Annotated in this window: 16 protein-coding genes; 8 read left to right on the forward strand and 8 right to left on the reverse strand. The window is 69.1% G+C overall.

Annotated elements, in window-relative coordinates; all coding sequences use genetic code 11:
* Nucleotides 1–16: 16 nt before the first annotated feature.
* Complete coding sequence (locus NDI79_RS11100) at nucleotides 17–1,315, reverse strand: tripartite tricarboxylate transporter permease (RefSeq protein WP_310928524.1); 1,299 nt, start codon at nucleotides 1,313–1,315, stop codon at nucleotides 17–19.
* 224 nt (nucleotides 1,316–1,539) lie between these two features.
* Between NDI79_RS11100 and NDI79_RS11105 the strand changes: the two genes are divergently transcribed.
* Nucleotides 1,540–1,935 (forward strand): cupin domain-containing protein, encoded by a 396-nt coding sequence (locus NDI79_RS11105; protein WP_310928525.1) that lies wholly within the window; start codon nucleotides 1,540–1,542, stop codon nucleotides 1,933–1,935.
* Between the two features lie 54 nt (nucleotides 1,936–1,989).
* Nucleotides 1,990–2,832, forward strand: a complete 843-nt coding sequence (locus tag NDI79_RS11110) for a helix-turn-helix transcriptional regulator (protein WP_310928526.1) — start codon at nucleotides 1,990–1,992, stop codon at nucleotides 2,830–2,832.
* Between the two features lie 85 nt (nucleotides 2,833–2,917).
* Here the strand turns inward: NDI79_RS11110 and rpl12p are convergent, their stop codons facing one another.
* From rpl12p to NDI79_RS11135, 5 genes are all read right to left on the reverse strand, one after another.
* Nucleotides 2,918–3,256, reverse strand: a complete 339-nt coding sequence (gene rpl12p, locus NDI79_RS11115) for a 50S ribosomal protein P1 (protein ID WP_310928527.1) — start codon at nucleotides 3,254–3,256, stop codon at nucleotides 2,918–2,920.
* Nucleotides 3,257–3,274: 18 nt separating this feature from the next.
* On the reverse strand, nucleotides 3,275–4,333 hold the full coding sequence (locus tag NDI79_RS11120) for a 50S ribosomal protein L10 (RefSeq protein ID WP_310928528.1): 1,059 nt from the start codon (nucleotides 4,331–4,333) through the stop codon (nucleotides 3,275–3,277).
* Nucleotides 4,330–4,968 (reverse strand): 50S ribosomal protein L1, encoded by a 639-nt coding sequence (locus NDI79_RS11125; RefSeq protein ID WP_310928529.1) that lies wholly within the window; start codon nucleotides 4,966–4,968, stop codon nucleotides 4,330–4,332. Before NDI79_RS11125 ends, NDI79_RS11120 begins: the two co-directional genes overlap by 4 nt.
* Nucleotides 4,969–5,238: 270 nt before the next feature.
* Nucleotides 5,239–5,715, reverse strand: a complete 477-nt coding sequence (locus NDI79_RS11130) for a 50S ribosomal protein L11 (RefSeq protein ID WP_310928530.1) — start codon at nucleotides 5,713–5,715, stop codon at nucleotides 5,239–5,241.
* A gap of 119 nt (nucleotides 5,716–5,834) precedes the next feature.
* A complete protein-coding gene (locus NDI79_RS11135; protein WP_310928731.1) occupies nucleotides 5,835–6,899 on the reverse strand; it encodes a M20/M25/M40 family metallo-hydrolase in 1,065 nt (354 codons plus the stop codon).
* Between the two features lie 180 nt (nucleotides 6,900–7,079).
* Between NDI79_RS11135 and NDI79_RS11140 the strand changes: the two genes are divergently transcribed.
* The 3 genes from NDI79_RS11140 (at nucleotide 7,080) to NDI79_RS11150 (ending at nucleotide 9,735) form a co-directional block, all read left to right on the forward strand.
* Entirely contained in the window at nucleotides 7,080–7,844 is a 765-nt protein-coding gene (locus NDI79_RS11140) for a hypothetical protein (RefSeq protein WP_310928531.1), read from the forward strand.
* Between the two features lie 102 nt (nucleotides 7,845–7,946).
* Nucleotides 7,947–8,963: a mevalonate kinase gene (mvk, locus tag NDI79_RS11145; RefSeq protein WP_310928532.1), complete on the forward strand. Its 1,017-nt coding sequence runs from the start codon at nucleotides 7,947–7,949 to the stop codon at nucleotides 8,961–8,963.
* Between the two features lie 4 nt (nucleotides 8,964–8,967).
* Nucleotides 8,968–9,735 (forward strand): isopentenyl phosphate kinase, encoded by a 768-nt coding sequence (locus tag NDI79_RS11150; protein WP_310928533.1) that lies wholly within the window; start codon nucleotides 8,968–8,970, stop codon nucleotides 9,733–9,735.
* Between the two features lie 16 nt (nucleotides 9,736–9,751).
* Here NDI79_RS11150 and NDI79_RS11155 read toward each other — a convergent pair whose 3' ends face one another.
* Nucleotides 9,752–10,525 (reverse strand): MBL fold metallo-hydrolase, encoded by a 774-nt coding sequence (locus NDI79_RS11155; protein WP_310928534.1) that lies wholly within the window; start codon nucleotides 10,523–10,525, stop codon nucleotides 9,752–9,754.
* 145 nt (nucleotides 10,526–10,670) lie between these two features.
* On the opposite strand from NDI79_RS11155, the gene NDI79_RS11160 reads away from it, so the two are divergent.
* On the forward strand, nucleotides 10,671–13,475 hold the full coding sequence (locus NDI79_RS11160; protein WP_310928535.1) for an ATP-dependent helicase: 2,805 nt from the start codon (nucleotides 10,671–10,673) through the stop codon (nucleotides 13,473–13,475).
* Here NDI79_RS11160 and NDI79_RS11165 read toward each other — a convergent pair.
* Entirely contained in the window at nucleotides 13,472–13,657 is a 186-nt protein-coding gene (locus NDI79_RS11165) for a hypothetical protein (RefSeq protein WP_310928536.1), read from the reverse strand. The genes NDI79_RS11160 and NDI79_RS11165 overlap by 4 nt on opposite strands.
* A 92-nt stretch (nucleotides 13,658–13,749) precedes the next feature.
* Between NDI79_RS11165 and NDI79_RS11170 the strand changes: the two genes are divergently transcribed.
* A complete protein-coding gene (locus tag NDI79_RS11170; protein WP_310928537.1) occupies nucleotides 13,750–13,995 on the forward strand; it encodes a hypothetical protein in 246 nt (81 codons plus the stop codon).
* Between the two features lie 84 nt (nucleotides 13,996–14,079).
* Nucleotides 14,080–15,771, forward strand: coding sequence for an SLC13 family permease (locus NDI79_RS11175; RefSeq protein WP_310928538.1), 1,692 nt, complete (start codon nucleotides 14,080–14,082; stop codon nucleotides 15,769–15,771).
* Nucleotides 15,772–15,788 lie beyond the last annotated feature (17 nt).

A 15,788-nucleotide genomic window follows, 5' to 3' on the forward strand; every position in this document is an offset into this window, starting at 1 on the left:
GATTGTCTTTTCGGGCCTATCCGAGCGACCCGAGCGCGACGGGCGCTAGCAACACTCCCATCAGGTGGACGCGCCGGACGCCGAGACGCGGCGGTACGAGGCCGACCAGCGCCGCGAGGGCGAACGCGCACAGGCCGGCCCATCCGGCGAAAGCGGCCGCCAGCGCCCACAGCAGGACGAGGACGGCCAGCGAGAGCGGACGGTGGGGGAGTCGACCGACTAAGGACAGATAGCGGTCGCCGACGAGTGGGACGAGCACCGTTCCGACGCCCGCCGCGAGGACGACGACGGCGAGCGCCGAGAGGGAGCCGAACGGCGACCCGCCGCCGCCGACGGCGGAGAGGGCGACGGCGACGCCGCTTCGCTCGTCGCCGAGGACGGTCAGCGCCGTCGCCGCGAAGACGGCCGTCGCGGTGTCCGCGCCGCTGGTCGCCACGACGTACGCGCGGTCGGTCCGCTCGCGTCGGCCGCCTGCGTCCTCTTCCGCCGTCCCCGCTCCCGACTCCCCGCCGACGCCGCCGAGTGCCAGCACCGTCGCCACGCCCGCTGACACGCCGGGGAGGTAGCCCACCAGGGCCCCGCCGCCGACGCCCGACAGCGCCGCGCGGAGCGTCGTCCGGGGGGAGAGAGCGACGCCCCGCCCGACCTGCGGCGGTATCGCCCCGCGACCGGAGAGCGCGTCCACGAGCACCGGCGCCCCGAACAGACCGGCGAACAGCGGCGCGAGCATCGACGCCGCCGCCTCCGGGGCGAGCGCCCCCGCCGTCGGCGCGTCGAGGGCGAGGAACCCGAGCGCCGCCGCGAGGCCGAAACAGCCGGTCCCGGCGAGGCGCCGGGGCCACGTCGGTTCGGCGGCGACGAGGAGGCAGACGACGGCGGCGAGTAAGAGTGGGAGCGCCGCGTCCAACTCCGCGCGGCCGGCCGCGACGAGGGCCGACAGGGGGAGCGACAGCGGTACCGCGACGGCGACGGCGACGCCGCTCCCGAGAGCCGAGAGCCTGAGCGCCTCCCTCCCGCGTCCGGCGAGGACGAGGCGGTGTCCCGGCAGCGACCCGGCCGCCGTCGCCGCGTCGGGGACGCCGAGGACGAGGGCAGGGACGACGTCGAGGAAGGTGTGGACGACGCCCGCCGCGAGGACGGCCGCGCCCGCCGCCGCCGGCGGTCCGGGGAGCGTCGGCGCCGCGGCCGCCAGCAGGAGGGCGAGGGCGTTGACGTGGAGCCCGGGAATCAGGCCGCTCGCGGTTCCGAGCAGGACGCCGCCCGCGACGAACCCGACGGTCAGGAGGGCGGTATCGAGGTGGGACGGTGCGACCATCTGCGCGTGCTGGCCGCGCTCTCGTATATGAACGTGCGGTCGGGGCCGTGCCCGCACCGTGAATCTCGCGGGGAGCGGAACGTCGTTCACCCGGTGAAAATATTCACGGAATAACTACACGTTCTCCGGAACCGTCGGTCGACACGTCGAGAGGTGGCCGTGACGGGTCCTCTGTGTTGGGACCGGTCGCGTCGCGGTCGGTCTCTCGGCGGAAGGTGGACGAGATGAGACAAGACAAACGCGACATACCGGTCAGAGTCGACACACCAGACGCAGTCGCTCGTCAGCAGACGGGCTTCGGTGACGCGAGCGGGTACGGGGAACTCAGCGGCGAGTACTTCACGTTCGCCGCTGAGACGGACATCACGCCGCTGTTGGCGGGTCTCGAAGACGACCACTGCCAGTGTCCCCACTGGGGGTACGTCGTCGCGGGACGCCTCGGCGTCGGCTACGCCGACGGGAGCAGCGAGGAGACTCGGGCGGGCGAACTGTTCTACTGGCCGCCGGGACACACGGTCCGAGCGCACGAGGACTCGGAAATCGTGATGTTCAGTCCTCAGGAGGAGCACTCGGCCGTCATCGAACACATACGGACGAAGATAGCCGAGAGCGCCGAGTGACGGCGCCCTCGAACTCGACTGAAATATTTTACGTCATCTATGCATAGTGCTAGCATGGGAGACGCGACCCAAGCGATCGAGTTCCTGGCGCGGTCGGAACACCGCGTCGCGGTGCTGGAAGCTCTCGCCGAGGAGCGGCACGACCGGCGGGACCTGCGCGAGTCGACCGGCGCGTCCGACCCCACCGTCGGACGCGTTCTCCGGGACCTCGAGGAGCGTTCGTGGATCGCCCGCGACGGACCGCGCTACGAACTCACGCCGCTGGGCGAGTTCGTGACCGAACGGTTCCTCGAGTTGCGAGCGGGGATGGAAACCTGTGAGACGCTCCGGGAGGTCTGGCGGTGGCTTCCGCGGGAGATGGAGGGGTTCGCCGTCGAGAGCTTCGAGGACCTCGTGGTGTCGTATCCCGGGCCGAGTTACCCGTACACGCCCGTCGAGCGGGTCAGCCACCTGCTCGAATCGACCGACTCCATCCGCGGGCTCGGGACGACGATATACAAATCGGGCAACCTCGAGGTGTTCTGTCGGCGCGTGCTGGAGGGGATGGAGATGGAGTACATCTACTCGCTTCCCGTCCTGCGCGCCATCGTGGACTGGAACCCGGAACTGACCGCCAGAGCGCTCGAACGCGACAACTGCACCGTGTTCGTCCACGAGGACCTCCCGGACGGCGACCGATGCGGGCTCAACGTCATGGACGACCGCGTCGGAATCTGCGGTCACGACCCCGAAACCGCACAGCTCGAAGCCGTCATCGACACGAAGTCCCCGGACGCCCGCGAGTGGGCGGAGGCCGCCTACGAGCGGCACCGGCGGGAGGCGCGGCCGTTCGAGGTTCGAGAGCTACTCACTCCCGACTCCCGGCGGGAGTCCCGACTCCGCGTCGAACCGGGGTAGCCACTGCGCGACGGGTTTCAGAAAAATTTCAGGATGTACTGACGATTCGAGGTGCGACGTCCGGACGGACGCGCGAACTCCGGCGTTAGCCGAAGAGTTCGCCGAGGCCCTCGCCGGAGGACTCGTCTTCTTCTTCCTCGTCGTCCTCGTCGGCGGCGGCGTCCTCGTCGCCACCCTCGTCCTCGTCGTCGTCGTCGGACGTCTCGACCTCGCCACCCGAGCTACCGCCAGCGGCGGGCGCGGGAGCGGCGGCGGCCGTGTCGACGGCCTCCTCGATGTCGACGTCCTCCAGCGCGGCGACGAGCGCCTTGACGCGGGATTCCTCGACGTCCACACCGGCGGCGTCGAGCACCGCGGTGACGTTGTCTTCGTTGATCTCTTCGCCCGATTCGTTCAGGATGAGAGCTGCGTAAACGTATTCCATTGTCGTGTTCCTCGTTGATTATCCGAACATCGCGCCGAGGCCGTCGGCACCGTCGCCGTCGTCGTCGTCGTCGTCATCAGCGTCGGCGTCGGTGTCGTCGGCGTCGGCTTCTTCTTCGTCAGTCGATTCGTCTGCGTCCGCCTCGTCGGCGGATTCGTCGGCCGCCGGCTCGGGCGTCTCGACGCCGCGGAGCTCCTCCGGCAGGGCCTCCTCGTCGTCGATCTGCGCCGCGAGCGTGCGGAGCTGCGCGTCGGCCTTGGCGATGAGGTCCGGAACGAGTTCGGGGTCCTCGATGGCGGCGAACAGGCCGAGGGCCTTCGCCTCGCCGGCGGCCTTCGCGAGCATGGTGGGCGCGGTCTGCGCCGTCGGGTAGCCCGCGTTGATCGAGAGGTTGCGGGCGCCCGCCGCGGCGGACTGGATGTCCGCGCGGTACTCGTCGACGTCGATGGCGAGCTCGTCGGGCTCGAACAGGACGCCCTCGGAGTAGACGCCGCGGAGGTCGAGACCGACCTCCTTCGGCTCGATACCGAGCTCCGCCAGAACGTTTGCGAGTTCCTCGGAGACGGCCTCGCCCTCGTCGAGCACGTGGGAGTCCTCGGTGACCTTGATGGAGCCGTCCATGATGCGGGCCGACGCCCCCACCTGCTGGAGTTCGCCGACGAACGGACCGGGGTCGACGCCGGTGTCACCCTCGGGGATGACGATGTCGTTCGGAGCGACCTCGCCCGCGTTGATCGGCGCGGGGGTCTTCGAGGCTTCGAGCTCCTTGTACAGGCCGAACGGGTTGTCGTTCGTCCCGACCAGGGCGACCTGCCCGTAGACGAACTCGGTCAGCTGTTCGAGGCCGTCGTTCACGTCCTCCAGCGCGCGCGTAAGGAGCGTGTTTCGGCTCATCCGAAGCGCGGCGCTACCGTGCAGTTCCCGCCGCATGCTCTGGAGCTGGCGGCTCGGGATGCCGGTGACGCTGACGACGCCGACGGACTGGTACTCTTCGAGGAAGTCGGTGAGCTCACCGACCTCGATGCGTTTCCACTCGGGGATGGTCTCGGTCTTGCGGACGCTCTCGCTCTCGCTCATGCTTCGACCTCCACCGATGGCCCCATCGTCGTCTTCACGAAGACCCCGTCGATGTTGAGGGGGCCCTTCTCGAGCGTCGCCTCGAGGCGACGCACGATGACGTCGATGTTCTCCGCGATTTCGTCGGCGGACATGTCCTCGGCACCCACGCGGGTGTGGAACGTCCGGCGGTCACGACTGCGGAGTTGGACCGTGTTCTTCATGCGGTTCACCACTTCGACCACGTCGTCGTCCGGTTGGAGCGGCGTCGGCATCTTACCGCGAGGACCGAGGACGGTCCCGAGGTAGCGGCCGATATCTTGCATCATGTCGGCCTCGGCGACGAAGAAGTCCGTTTCGTCGGCGAGGTCCTTCGCGGCGTCCGAATCGTCTCCGAGGTCTTCGAGGTCGTTACCGTCCATCACCTGGTCGGCAACGTCCTCTGCCTGGAGCGCGGTTTCGCCGGTCGCGAAGACGACAATCTGCGTCTCCTGTCCGGTGCCGGCCGGGAGCACGATGCTCTCGTCGACACGCTTCGACGGGTCGTTTAGGTCGAGGTCGCGCAGGTTGATAGCGAGGTCGACCGTTTCGCGGAAATTCCGCTGCGGCGCCTCGTCAAGTGCGCGAGAGACTGCGTCAACTATCGTATCTGCCATTATTCACCTCCGTAGTACGCAGGATTGCTCCTACGGGTCAGTGAAACAGGCGTCTGCCTGCCTCGTCGGAGCAAATGGGAATGGCGGCCTTAAGTCCGTCGAAGCAGTTCCCGCAGAAAGCCGGTATCCGACCGCTACGCGGCGTTTCCGTGCCACCGGCACACAAGCGCGGCGGACGCGGTGAACGTCGAGAACGCGACGGACGCGTCGCTCCGACGGTCGAAACGAACTCGAAGGAGGGAGTTGTCCCCGGAGCGGTCGTCGAGCGGTCTACGCGGCGAGTTGGTCGTCGTACTCGCCGTCGTCGATGCGCTGTTTGAACTCGCGGGGGTTGTTCCCCTCGATGGTGACGCCGAGGGAGGTGCAGGTACCGACGACCTCTTTCGCGGCGTTCTTCGTGTCGTACGCGAGGAGGTCCGAAGACTTCTGCTCGGCGATTTTCTTCACCTGATCGAAGCTCAGGTCCGCGACGAAGTTCTCCTGGGGTTCGCCGGAACCGGTCTCGAACCCGGCCTCGTCCTTGATGAGTTCGGCCGTCGGCGGGACGCCGACCGAGATGGAGAACGACCCGTCGTCGTCGTACTCGACCGTGACGGGCACTTCCATGCCGTCGAACGCGGCGGTCTGCTCGTTTATCTCCTGCACGACGTCCTGCACGTTCACCGGCGTCGGGCCGAGTTCCGGTCCGAGCGGCGGACCGGGGTTGGCCTCCCCGCCGGGAACGAGCACTTCGATAGTTCCAGCCATACCCCAAATCACCCTTCCGCGACTTTTAACGGTTTTCTTTCGCGTCAACGCCCGTGCGAGGGCGGGTCACGCGGGCGGCCGTCGCGGCCGGATTCGCGCTCGGGTTCGCGTCCGCCGGGTCAGATGTCGACGGCGAACGGCGCGGCGTCCGCGGTACCTTCGGCCATCGCCCCGAGCAGCGCCGCCACGCCGTCTAGGTCCTCGGTGTCGACGACTTCCACCGGCGTGTGCATGTAGCGGTTCGGGATGCCCACGTTCAGCGAGGGGATGCCGCTTCTGGACGTGTAGAAAGCGTCGGCGTCGGTACCCGTCCTGATGCCGGCGGCCTGCAACTGCACGTCAATCTCCGCGTCCTCGGCGGCGTCGCGGGCGAGGTCGACGACGGCCGGGTGGTTGGCGCTCCCGCGAGTGACGACCGGGCCCGCGCCGAGTTCGACGGGGCCGCGGCGCTTGCCCGACACGTCGGGGTTGTCCGTCGCGTGCGTGACGTCGATTGCGACGGCGGCGTCGGGGTTCAGGTCGTAGCTGACCATCTTCGCACCCTGCACGCCGAGTTCCTCCTGCACCGTGCTGACGGCGTACACCGTCGCGTCGACGTCCGCCTCGACGGCGTGTCGGAGGGCCTCCGCCGCGGCCCACGTCCCGACGCGGTTGTCCATCCCGCGGGCGGCCATTCGAGAGCCGTGCAGGTCGCGGACGCGCGTCTGGACGGTCAGCGGGTCGCCCACCTCGACGAGTTCGCGCGCCTCCTCCTCGCTCGTCGCGCCCACGTCGACGAACTGCTCGGTCAGGTCCTCGTGCTCCTCGTTCCCCGTCTCGCGCAGGTGGATGGCCGTCTGGCCGACGACGCCCGGCACCTCGTCGTCCCCGGCGTACACCGTGACGTGCTGGCCCTTCGAGACGGTGCGGTCGGCGCCGCCGATGGCCTCGATGCGGAGGAAGCCGTCGTCGGTCACGTCGCGGACGATGTACCCTATCTCGTCGGCGTGGCCCGTGAACGCGATTTCGGCCGCGTCCTCGGCGCCCTCGTGGACCGCCACGGCGTTGCCGTAGGCGTCGACGCGCACCTCGTCGGCGAACTCCTCGACGTGCGACACCCACACCCGCTGGCCCGCCGTCTCGAACCCGGAGGGACTCGGGGCGCGCAGCAGGTCGGTCAGAAACGTGCGTCGCTCTTCGTCCATACGCGAGGCGACGGCCAGTTCGCACCTCAAAGCACCGATACCGAGGCCGTCGCCGCGCGATTCCCGCGCCAGTCGGCCCTCGCGGCGCTCACTCGCCGGTTCTCGCTCGCTCTCGTCGTCGTTTCGTTCCGTTCGAGCGGGCACAACGATTATTCCGGTCGTCGGCGTACTGCGAATGCTATGGGAGACAAATCGTTCACGCTCTTCGAGATAAATCTGCACGAGCCCAGTTTCAGCGCGTCGAACTCGGCGCCGGGCATCATTCGAAACCTGGCCGAAGAGGCCACCGAAGCCGACGAGGACGGCGACGGGGACGGCCTGTTCCAGTCCATCGACGTGGTCGGCGGTGACGCCGAGGACGCCCTCGACGAGGGGGCCGACGCCGACGTCGAGGACGACCTCGACGGCGAACTCGACGACGTCGAGACCGACGACGACTCCGGGTCCTCCGGACGCGGGAAGGGGAGCACTATCATGGGTCTCCTCCTCCTCGCGGCCCTCGCCGTCGCCAAGAAGGTGCTGAGCGGCGACGACGTCGACGAGTTGGCCGACCTCGACGACCTCACCGATATCTCCGTCGACGACGCGGGCGACGCCGTCGACGCGGTCGAGGAGGCGGAGGACGCCGTCGACGTCGAAGACGACGCCGACGCAGACGACGTCGAGGACGACGGCTCCTCGTCGGGTCGCAGCAAGAGCAGCATCCTCGTGGCGCTCGTCCTCCTGGGTGCGCTCATCGTCGCGCGGAAACTGATGAGCGGCGACGACGAACTGGCCGAACTCGACGACCTCTCCGAGACGGACGACGACGGTCACGACGCCGCCCTCGACACGGACGCGAACGACGAGGCCGCGACGAACATCGTCGACGAGGAGACGGACGCCGACGAGGACGAGGGCGACCACGACGCCGCCCTCGACGAAGACGAAGAAGACGAGGAGTAAGCCGCACTGTCCGGTCGACCGCTTTTCTTTCGCACCTGCCGCCCGCTCCCCGGAGTGCCGACAGTCGGACAGCCTTAAGCGCCGTCCGGGGAATCCTCGGACATGACCGTTTCGAGCGCCCCCGGGAAGGTGTACCTGTTCGGGGAGCACGCAGTCGTCTACGGCGAACCGGCGGTGCCCTGCGCCGTCGAACGCCGGGCGACCGTCTCCGTCGACGCCCGCGAGGACGACCGGGTCCGCGTCACCGCCCCCGACCTGAGCCTCGACGGCTTCACCGTCGAGTACGGCGGCGACGGCGACGACAGACCCGACGTGAACGTCGCGCAGGGACTCGTCGAGGCCGGCATCGCCTACGTCGCCGCGGCCGTCGAACAGGCCCGAGACGCCGCCGACGCCCCGAGCGCCGGCTTCGACGTCACGGTCGAGAGCGACATCCCCCTCGGCGCCGGACTCGGCTCCTCGGCGGCCGTCGTCGTCGCCGGCATCGACGCCGCGACGCGCGAACTCGGCGCGCCCTTGGACCCCGAGGAGGTGGCCGAACGCGCCTACCGCGCGGAGCACGACGTGCAGGACGGGCAGGCCTCCCGCGCGGACACGTTCTGCTGCGCCGTCGGCGGCGCCGTCCGCGTCGAGGGCGACGACTGCCGGCGCATCGACGCGCCGAACCTCCCGTTCGTCGTCGGCTTCGACGGCGGCGCGGGCGACACGGGGAAACTCGTCGCCGGCGTCCGGTCGCTCCGCGAGGAGTACGACTTCGCCGCCGACACCGTCGGGAGCATCGGCGATTTGGTCAGGAAGGGCGAGTCGGTGCTCGCGGAAGCGGACCCGACCGACGACCCGCCGGAGTCGGTGCTGGCCGAACTCGGCCGCCTGATGGACTTCGACCACGGCCTCTTGGAGGCGCTCGGCGTCTCCTCGCGTTCGCTGGACAACATGGTCTGGTCGGCCCGCGAGGCGGGCGCACACGGCGCGAAACTCACCGGCGCGGGCGGCGGGGGCTGTATCGTCGCCCTCGACCGGACCGAGGAGACCGAGACGGCACTTCGGTTCACGCCGGAGTGCGAGGACGCGTTCCGCGCCGAACTCGCGCGCGGCGGGGTTCGGGTGGAGGAGGAATGACGAGATGACGACCACCACCGTCCTCAAACTCGGCGGGAGCGTCCTCACCGACAAGTCCGCCCCGGAGACCGTCGACGACGGCGCCCTCGACGACGCCGTCGGGGCGGTGGCCGAGGCGCTGGCGGGCGACGGCGACGGGGCGGACGCCCCACGTCTCGTCCTCGTCCACGGCGGCGGGAGCTTCGGCCACCACCACGCCGCCAGACACGGCGTCAGCGACACCGACGGCACGCGCGACGCCGAGGCGGCCTTCGCCGTCCACGACGCGATGCGACGGCTGAACGACGCCGTGGTGACCCGACTGCACGAGGCGGGCGTCGACGCCCTCCCGGTCCACCCGCTCTCGGCGGCGACGCGGGACTCGGAGGCCCGTCTCTCGCTTCCCCTCGGCCCGACGGCGACGATGCTGGAGGAAGGGTTCGTCCCCGTCGTGCAGGCCGATATGGTCGCACAGGCGGGCTCAGGAACGACGGTGCTGAGCGGCGACGAACTCGTGACGACGCTCGCGCGCGGCCTCGACGCCGACCGGGTGGGACTGTGTTCGACGGTGCCGGGCGTCCTCGACGCCGACGACGCGGTGATTTCGGAGATAACGGCGTTCGAGGAGGTCAGCGACGTGTTGGGCGGCAGCGACGCGACGGACGTGACCGGCGGGATGGCCGCGAAGGTGCGCGCCCTCCTCGACCTCGGCGCGCCGGCGCACGTGTTCGGCCCCGACGCCCTCGCGGATTTCCTGGCCGGCGAGGACGCGGGGACCGTAATTCGCGGGTAGTCGACGGGTCGACCGCTCAGACCTCGAATCGGAGGCCGTCGCGCGCGAAGCGCACGTCGCCGTCGTACTGCCTCGCAATCGACGCCAGCATCTCCTCGTGTTTCCCTTCCGTGTGCGGGTAGAGGTGCGTCAGGTAGACCCGGTCGATATCGCGGCCGGCGAGGGCGGCGCCCAACTGCGACGGCGTCGGGTGGTTCGAGACGTCCACCTCGTCGGGGAACGAGCAGTCGTGCGCGAGGACGGCCGCGCCGTCCGCGAAGTTGGCGAGGCCCTCGAACGCCTCGGAGTCGCCGGAGAAGACGAAGTCTCCCGTCTCGCTGTCCGCCTCGTCGCCGTCGCCGTCACCGTCACCAGCGAACCGGTAGGCCAGGCAGTCTACGGAGTGGCGCGTCTCCGTCGCCTCCACTTCGAACCCGCCCACCTCGAACGACCCCGACGTGACCTCTCTGACCTGCAGGTCCACGCGGTCCCGCATGTAGTCGTAGACGTCGAGGAGGCCGTCGAGGTGCCGTTTCGTGCCCGCCGGGCCGACGACTTCGAGGTGCGTCTCCCCGGCGAGCCACCGCGCCTTCAAGAGGGGAAGGAGGTCCGAGACGTGGTCGAGGTGGTGGTGGGTGAGCAGGACGGTGCCGACGCCCTCGTACCCCGTCTCGGTGCCGGCGAGGCGGCCGAGGACGCCGCTGCCGCAGTCGACGAGGAGCGAGCGGTCGCCGGACTCGACGAGGAGGCCGGTCTGCGCCCGGTCGGGGAGGGGCATCGCGCTTCCGGTGCCGAGGAAGGTGACGCGCATGGTCGCCGTAGGCGGCGCGGGTATAAGTTGGCGGCGTCCGCCGCGTCACGGAGCGGACTCGACGGCGGGCCGTCGGCGCGCCGTCCGCGAGTCGCACGCGGGCGCGGGCGCAACCCACTTACAGGCGCGCCCCTCACTGCAACCAATGAGTAGCGGTGGTCGACGCCTCCTCCGCGAGGCGGCCTCGCGGGCGGCCGACGGGAACGAGAGCGAGGGCGACGAGGGGCCGTTCGCGTTCGACCCCGAGACCGTCCCGCTGGCCGACGAGGGCGTCCTCGACCGGTTGGAGCCCGCGGTCCGGGAGTGGTGGGTCGACCAGTTCGGCCGGTACGTCGGCGGCAACGGCGGCTTCTTCACCCCGCCGCAGCGGGAGGGTATCCCCCTCATCGACGAGGGGGAGAACGCCCTCGTCTGCGCGCCCACGGGGTCCGGCAAGACGCTCGCCTCCTTCACGGCCATCCTCAACGACCTCTTCCGCAGGGACCGAGAGCGCGAGGAGGGGTTGGAGAACTCCGTCTACTGTCTGTACGTCTCGCCGCTGAAGTCGCTCGCCAACGACATCCACCGGAACCTCACCCGACCGCTCGAAGGAATCGCCGAGCGAATGGGCGAACGGGGGGAGGAGGTATCGGTCAGACACGCCATCCGCCACGGCGACACCGAGAGCTCCGAGCGGCAGAAGATGCTGGAGACGACGCCGCACATCCTCAACACGACGCCGGAGACGCTCGCGATTCTCCTCAACTCCCCGAAGTTCAAGGAGAAACTCCGCACCGTCGAGTACGTCGTCGTCGACGAGATTCACAGTCTCGCGGAGAACAAGCGCGGGACGCACCTGTCGGTGTCCCTCGAACGACTGGAGGAGATGTGCGACTCCTCCCCCACCAGAATCGGCTGTTCGGCGACGGTCGAACCCCTCTCTACGATGGCGGAGTTTCTGGTCGGCCGGGACGATTCGGGCGAGGCACGCGACTACGAGATAGTCGACACGCGGTTCGTCCGCGACTTCGACGTGCGCTTGGAGTGTCCGACCGACGACCTCATCGACACGCCGCGCGGCGTCGTCCAGGAGGGGTTCTACGACCGTCTGGACGAACTCGTGCGGTCGCACACGAACACGCTCGTGTTCACGAACACGCGCTCCGGCGCCGAGCGCGTTCTGCACAATCTGAGAGAGGAGTACGACGGCTACGACGAGTCGAACTCGGGGTGTCACCACGGAAGCCTCTCGAAGGAGCGTCGGGGGGAGATAGAGTCCCAACTCAAGGCCGGCGAACTAGACGTGGTGACCACCTCCACGAGCCTCGAACTCGGTATCGACATGCCGCACATCGACCTCGTGGTGCAGGTCGGTTCCCCGAAGTCGGTCGCCTCTCTACTACAGCGAGTCGGCCGCGCGGGCCACCGCCTCGGCCAGACCGTCGAAGGGAGGGTCATCGCCCTCGACAGGGACGAGTTGGTCGAGTGCGCGGTGATGCTGAAGAAGGCCGAGGAGGGGTTCGTCGACCGGGTGTTCGTCCCCGAGAACGCCCAGGACGTGGCCGCACAGCAGGTCTACGGAATGGCCATCAACGCGGTGCGGCGCGAGGAGGACGTGCGGGCGACGCTCCGGCGGGCGTATCCGTATCGGAACTTCTCCGACGCCGAGTGGGAGCGACTGCTGTCCTACCTGACGGCCGACTACGAGGGTCTCGAGGACAAGAACGTCTACGCGAAGGTGTGGCGCGACACCAACGACGCCCCCGACGGCGAGCACCACTACCCGGAGTACGACGTCGGCGAGCACCTCCTCGGCAAGCGCGGACGGATGGCGCGCGTCATCTACATGACGAACATCGGCACCATCCCCGACTCGTTCACCTGCGACGTGGTGACGCGGGGGGGCGACGAGTGGGTCGGGCAGTTGGACGAGAACTACCTCGACACCCTGGAGAAGGGGGACGTGTTCGTCCTCGGCGGCGACCGCTTCGCCTACCGCTACCGGCGCGGGTCGAAGGTGCACGTCGACCGGACGAGCGACCGGCCGACGGTGCCGTCGTGGTTCTCCGAGCGCCTGCCTCTCTCCTACGACCTCGGCCGCGAGATAGCCGCGTTCCAGGGCGAACTCCTCGACCGACTGGAGTCGGGCGGCGCGCCCGGCGTGCGGACGTGGCTCAGGGAGTACCCGATGGACGAGAACAGCGTCCGCGCCGTCACCCGGATGTTCGACGAGCAGGTGCGCTACGCCGGCGCCGAGAGCGTCGCCACCGACGGCCGACTCGTCGTCGAGGAGCAGTTGGACCGCGCGGCGTACCGCCGACATTTCTACGTCCACTCGAACTACGGGCGGCGGTTCAACGACGGCCTCTCGCGCCTCGTCGCCTACCGCTGCGCCCAGCGGTCGAACGCGAACGTTCAGGTGGCCGTCGCGGACAACGGCTTCTGCCTCTCGATGCCGCTGAACCGGAAGGTGGACGTGGAGGCCGCCCTCCGCGACGTCGACCCGGCGGACGTGGACGCGGACCTGCGCGCCGCCATCGACGGCACCGACCTGCTGAAGCGCTACTTCCGCATCAACGCCGCGCGCTCGCTGATGATTCTGAAGCGCTACAAGGGCTACGAGAAGACCGCGGCCCAACAGCAGGTGTCCTCCGAGATGCTGCTGTCGTTCGCGCAGGGACTCGACTCCTTCGCCGTGATGGAGGAGACGTACCGCGAGATTCTGGAGGACAAGCTGAACGTCGCCGCGGTGAAGGACGTGCTCGGCGACGTCCGGGCGGGCGATATCGACGTCGTCTCGCGCACCGTCGACTCCCCCACGCCGCGGGCGTTCGGCCTCGCGACGCTCACCGCCAGCGACGTGGTGCTCGCCGAGGACGAGAGCGAGGTGCTGCGGGAGTTCCACGCCCGCGTGCTGGACGAGATAGAGGGAGAGGAGCCGGCAGTGGCCGCCGGTGAGGACCGTTCTTAGCTCACCAGCAGCCAGAGGGCGACGAACGTGACGCCCCCGACGAAGATGGCGATGAGGTAGTCGCCGGCCGTCGACGCGCCGAGGAGCGTGAGCACCACGCCGGCGAGGCCGCCGGAGACGGCGCCGAGGACGCCCCGTCTGAACGCGTCGGACTCGTCGAACCGGTCTCGCAGCGAGGTCATGACTGGCTAGCTGGTCGCCGGAGGGCAAGAACGCACCGACGCGCGCCGGGCATCCGCATGCGTTTTGTGCGAACAACCGTGAGAGTCACTCGATGGCCGCCACCTCCTCCGTCGACGTCGCGGAGCTCTCCCCGCGGGCGTGGCGACTGCTCCGGGTCGCCGCCGGCTACGACCAGCGGACGGTCGAACGCGAAGTCGACGACGTCCTCCAAGCCCACGTGTCGATGCTCGAATCGGGGGCGCGCGCGCTGTCGCGGTCCCGCCGGGAGGAACTGCTCGACCTGTACGCCGCCGAACTCGACGCCGACCAGGTCGAAGCGCTCGCGGAGCACTTTTAATCACGACGAGCGTGTGATACGGTAACTCTCCTATCCCGTCTCCGAAAGTATTAATCGTGGAGTTTCGTAATCGGAGGTGTATCAATGATACAGCTGGGTAACTCGCGCACGCAGCGGCGGCTGATACTGTTCGCCATCGCGGTGGTCGGCACCGCGCTCGTCGCCGCCGGCCCCTCGCCGGAGGGGCTGTCGGTGAGGGGGCAGTACGCGATGGCGACCATGTTCTTCGCCGGGTTCCTCTGGGTGACCGGAGCGCTCCCCCTGGCCGTGACGGCGCTGGCGATACCGTTCGTGCTCACCGCGTTCGGGGTGTACGCGTCCTTGGACGAGGCGTTGGTCGGATTCGCGGACCACCTCATCTTCCTGTTCATCGCCGGCTTCATGCTGGCGAACGCGCTGCAGAAGTACGACATCGACCGCAGAATCGCGCTGTGGATCATGTCGAAGATGGGGTCGTCGCCGCGCCGACTCGTCGCGGCGGTGATGCTCGCCACGGCGTTCCTCTCGATGTGGGTGTCGAACACGGCGACGACGGCGATGATGACGCCCATCGCCCTCGGCGTCCTCACGCAGGTGCTCGGACGGGACGAAGTGGCCGCGGCCGAAGCCGACCCCGACGCGGACTTCGACGCCGACGTGGCCGGCGACGAGACGCGCGGGGAGTCCGGAACCTCCTCGGACACGATGTCCGACGGCGGCGCGGGCGTCGGGTCGGCCGACCTCGGCGACGGGGCCGGCGAGGACTCCTTTACGAACATTCAGATTTCGATGCTGCTCGGCACCGCCTACGCCGCCAGCGTCGGCGGCGTCGGCACGCTCATCGGCACGCCGCCGAACGCCATCCTCGCGGCGCAACTCAACGAGATTCTCGGCTACGAGATCGGCTTCGCGCAGTGGCTGCTCATCGGCATCCCCATCGTCGTCGTCACCCTTCCCCTCGTGTGGTACCTCCTCACGTACCACATCTACCCGCCGGAGATAGGGAACGTCGAGTCGGCCCGCGAGGAGGCCGCGCGCTACCTCGAAGAGGAGGGCGAACTGAGCACGCGCGGCAAGCGCGTCGCGTACATCTTCGCCGCGACGGCGGGACTGTGGGTGCTCGGCGGCCTCGGCGACTTCGTCGGCCCGTACCTCCCCGCGGCGTGGGCGACGACGGTGTTCGGCGGCGACGGCGCGACGGTGCTCGGCGTCGAGGGCCACCAGGGACTCCTCTACTACGTGATGGTCGGTCTCGCGGCGATTCCGGTCCTGGTCCTCGCGGACACGATGGAGTGGGACGAACTCGTCGACATCGACTGGGGCACCATCCTGCTGTTCGGCGGAGGTATCGCCCTCGCGGACGCCCTCGCGGCAACGGGCGCGACCGACTGGATAGCCAACTCGGTGTTCGGTTCCCTGACCGGCGCGCCCATCGTCCTCGTCGTCGCCGCCGTCGTCCTCCTCGTCATCTTCCTCACCGAGATGACCTCCAACACCGCGACGGCGACCATCATCGTCCCCATCCTCATCGGCATCGGCGGCGTCTTCGCCTCGACGCTCGGCCTCGCGGAGGTGTCGGCGGCCGTCTTCCTCTCCGTCTCCGGCGCCGTGGCGGCGAGTTTCGCCTTCGCGCTCCCGGTGGCGACGCCGCCGAACGCCATCGTGTTCGGGTCGGGCTACATCGAACAGAAGCACATGATGCGCGCCGGCGTCATCCTCAACCTCGTGATGACCGTCGTGCTGACGGGCCTCATCTGGTTCATGTTCCAGTTCGTCTGGCCCATTGTGTTGTGGTAGCGTAGCCCGATAGCCCG

The organism is Halogeometricum sp. S3BR5-2 (genome assembly GCF_031624635.1).
In the GTDB taxonomy this organism is placed as follows: Archaea; Halobacteriota; Halobacteria; order Halobacteriales; family Haloferacaceae; genus Halogeometricum; species Halogeometricum luteum.

Coding starts and splice junctions, on each gene's coding strand:
- rpl12p (WP_310928527.1), bottom strand. CDS start 3,256: ATGGAATACGTTTACGCAGCTCTCATCCTGAACGAATCGGGCGAAGAG.
- NDI79_RS11110 (WP_310928526.1), top strand. CDS start 1,990: ATGGGAGACGCGACCCAAGCGATCGAGTTCCTGGCGCGGTCGGAACAC.
- NDI79_RS11170 (WP_310928537.1), top strand. CDS start 13,750: ATGGCCGCCACCTCCTCCGTCGACGTCGCGGAGCTCTCCCCGCGGGCG.
- NDI79_RS11125 (WP_310928529.1), bottom strand. CDS start 4,968: ATGGCAGATACGATAGTTGACGCAGTCTCTCGCGCACTTGACGAGGCG.
- NDI79_RS11155 (WP_310928534.1), bottom strand. CDS start 10,525: ATGCGCGTCACCTTCCTCGGCACCGGAAGCGCGATGCCCCTCCCCGAC.
- NDI79_RS11175 (WP_310928538.1), top strand. CDS start 14,080: ATGATACAGCTGGGTAACTCGCGCACGCAGCGGCGGCTGATACTGTTC.
- NDI79_RS11120 (WP_310928528.1), bottom strand. CDS start 4,333: ATGAGCGAGAGCGAGAGCGTCCGCAAGACCGAGACCATCCCCGAGTGG.
- mvk (WP_310928532.1), top strand. CDS start 7,947: ATGACCGTTTCGAGCGCCCCCGGGAAGGTGTACCTGTTCGGGGAGCAC.
- NDI79_RS11105 (WP_310928525.1), top strand. CDS start 1,540: ATGAGACAAGACAAACGCGACATACCGGTCAGAGTCGACACACCAGAC.
- NDI79_RS11100 (WP_310928524.1), bottom strand. CDS start 1,315: ATGGTCGCACCGTCCCACCTCGATACCGCCCTCCTGACCGTCGGGTTC.
- NDI79_RS11130 (WP_310928530.1), bottom strand. CDS start 5,715: ATGGCTGGAACTATCGAAGTGCTCGTTCCCGGCGGGGAGGCCAACCCC.
- NDI79_RS11140 (WP_310928531.1), top strand. CDS start 7,080: ATGGGAGACAAATCGTTCACGCTCTTCGAGATAAATCTGCACGAGCCC.
- NDI79_RS11165 (WP_310928536.1), bottom strand. CDS start 13,657: ATGACCTCGCTGCGAGACCGGTTCGACGAGTCCGACGCGTTCAGACGG.
- NDI79_RS11135 (WP_310928731.1), bottom strand. CDS start 6,899: ATGGACGAAGAGCGACGCACGTTTCTGACCGACCTGCTGCGCGCCCCG.
- NDI79_RS11160 (WP_310928535.1), top strand. CDS start 10,671: ATGAGTAGCGGTGGTCGACGCCTCCTCCGCGAGGCGGCCTCGCGGGCG.
- NDI79_RS11150 (WP_310928533.1), top strand. CDS start 8,968: ATGACGACCACCACCGTCCTCAAACTCGGCGGGAGCGTCCTCACCGAC.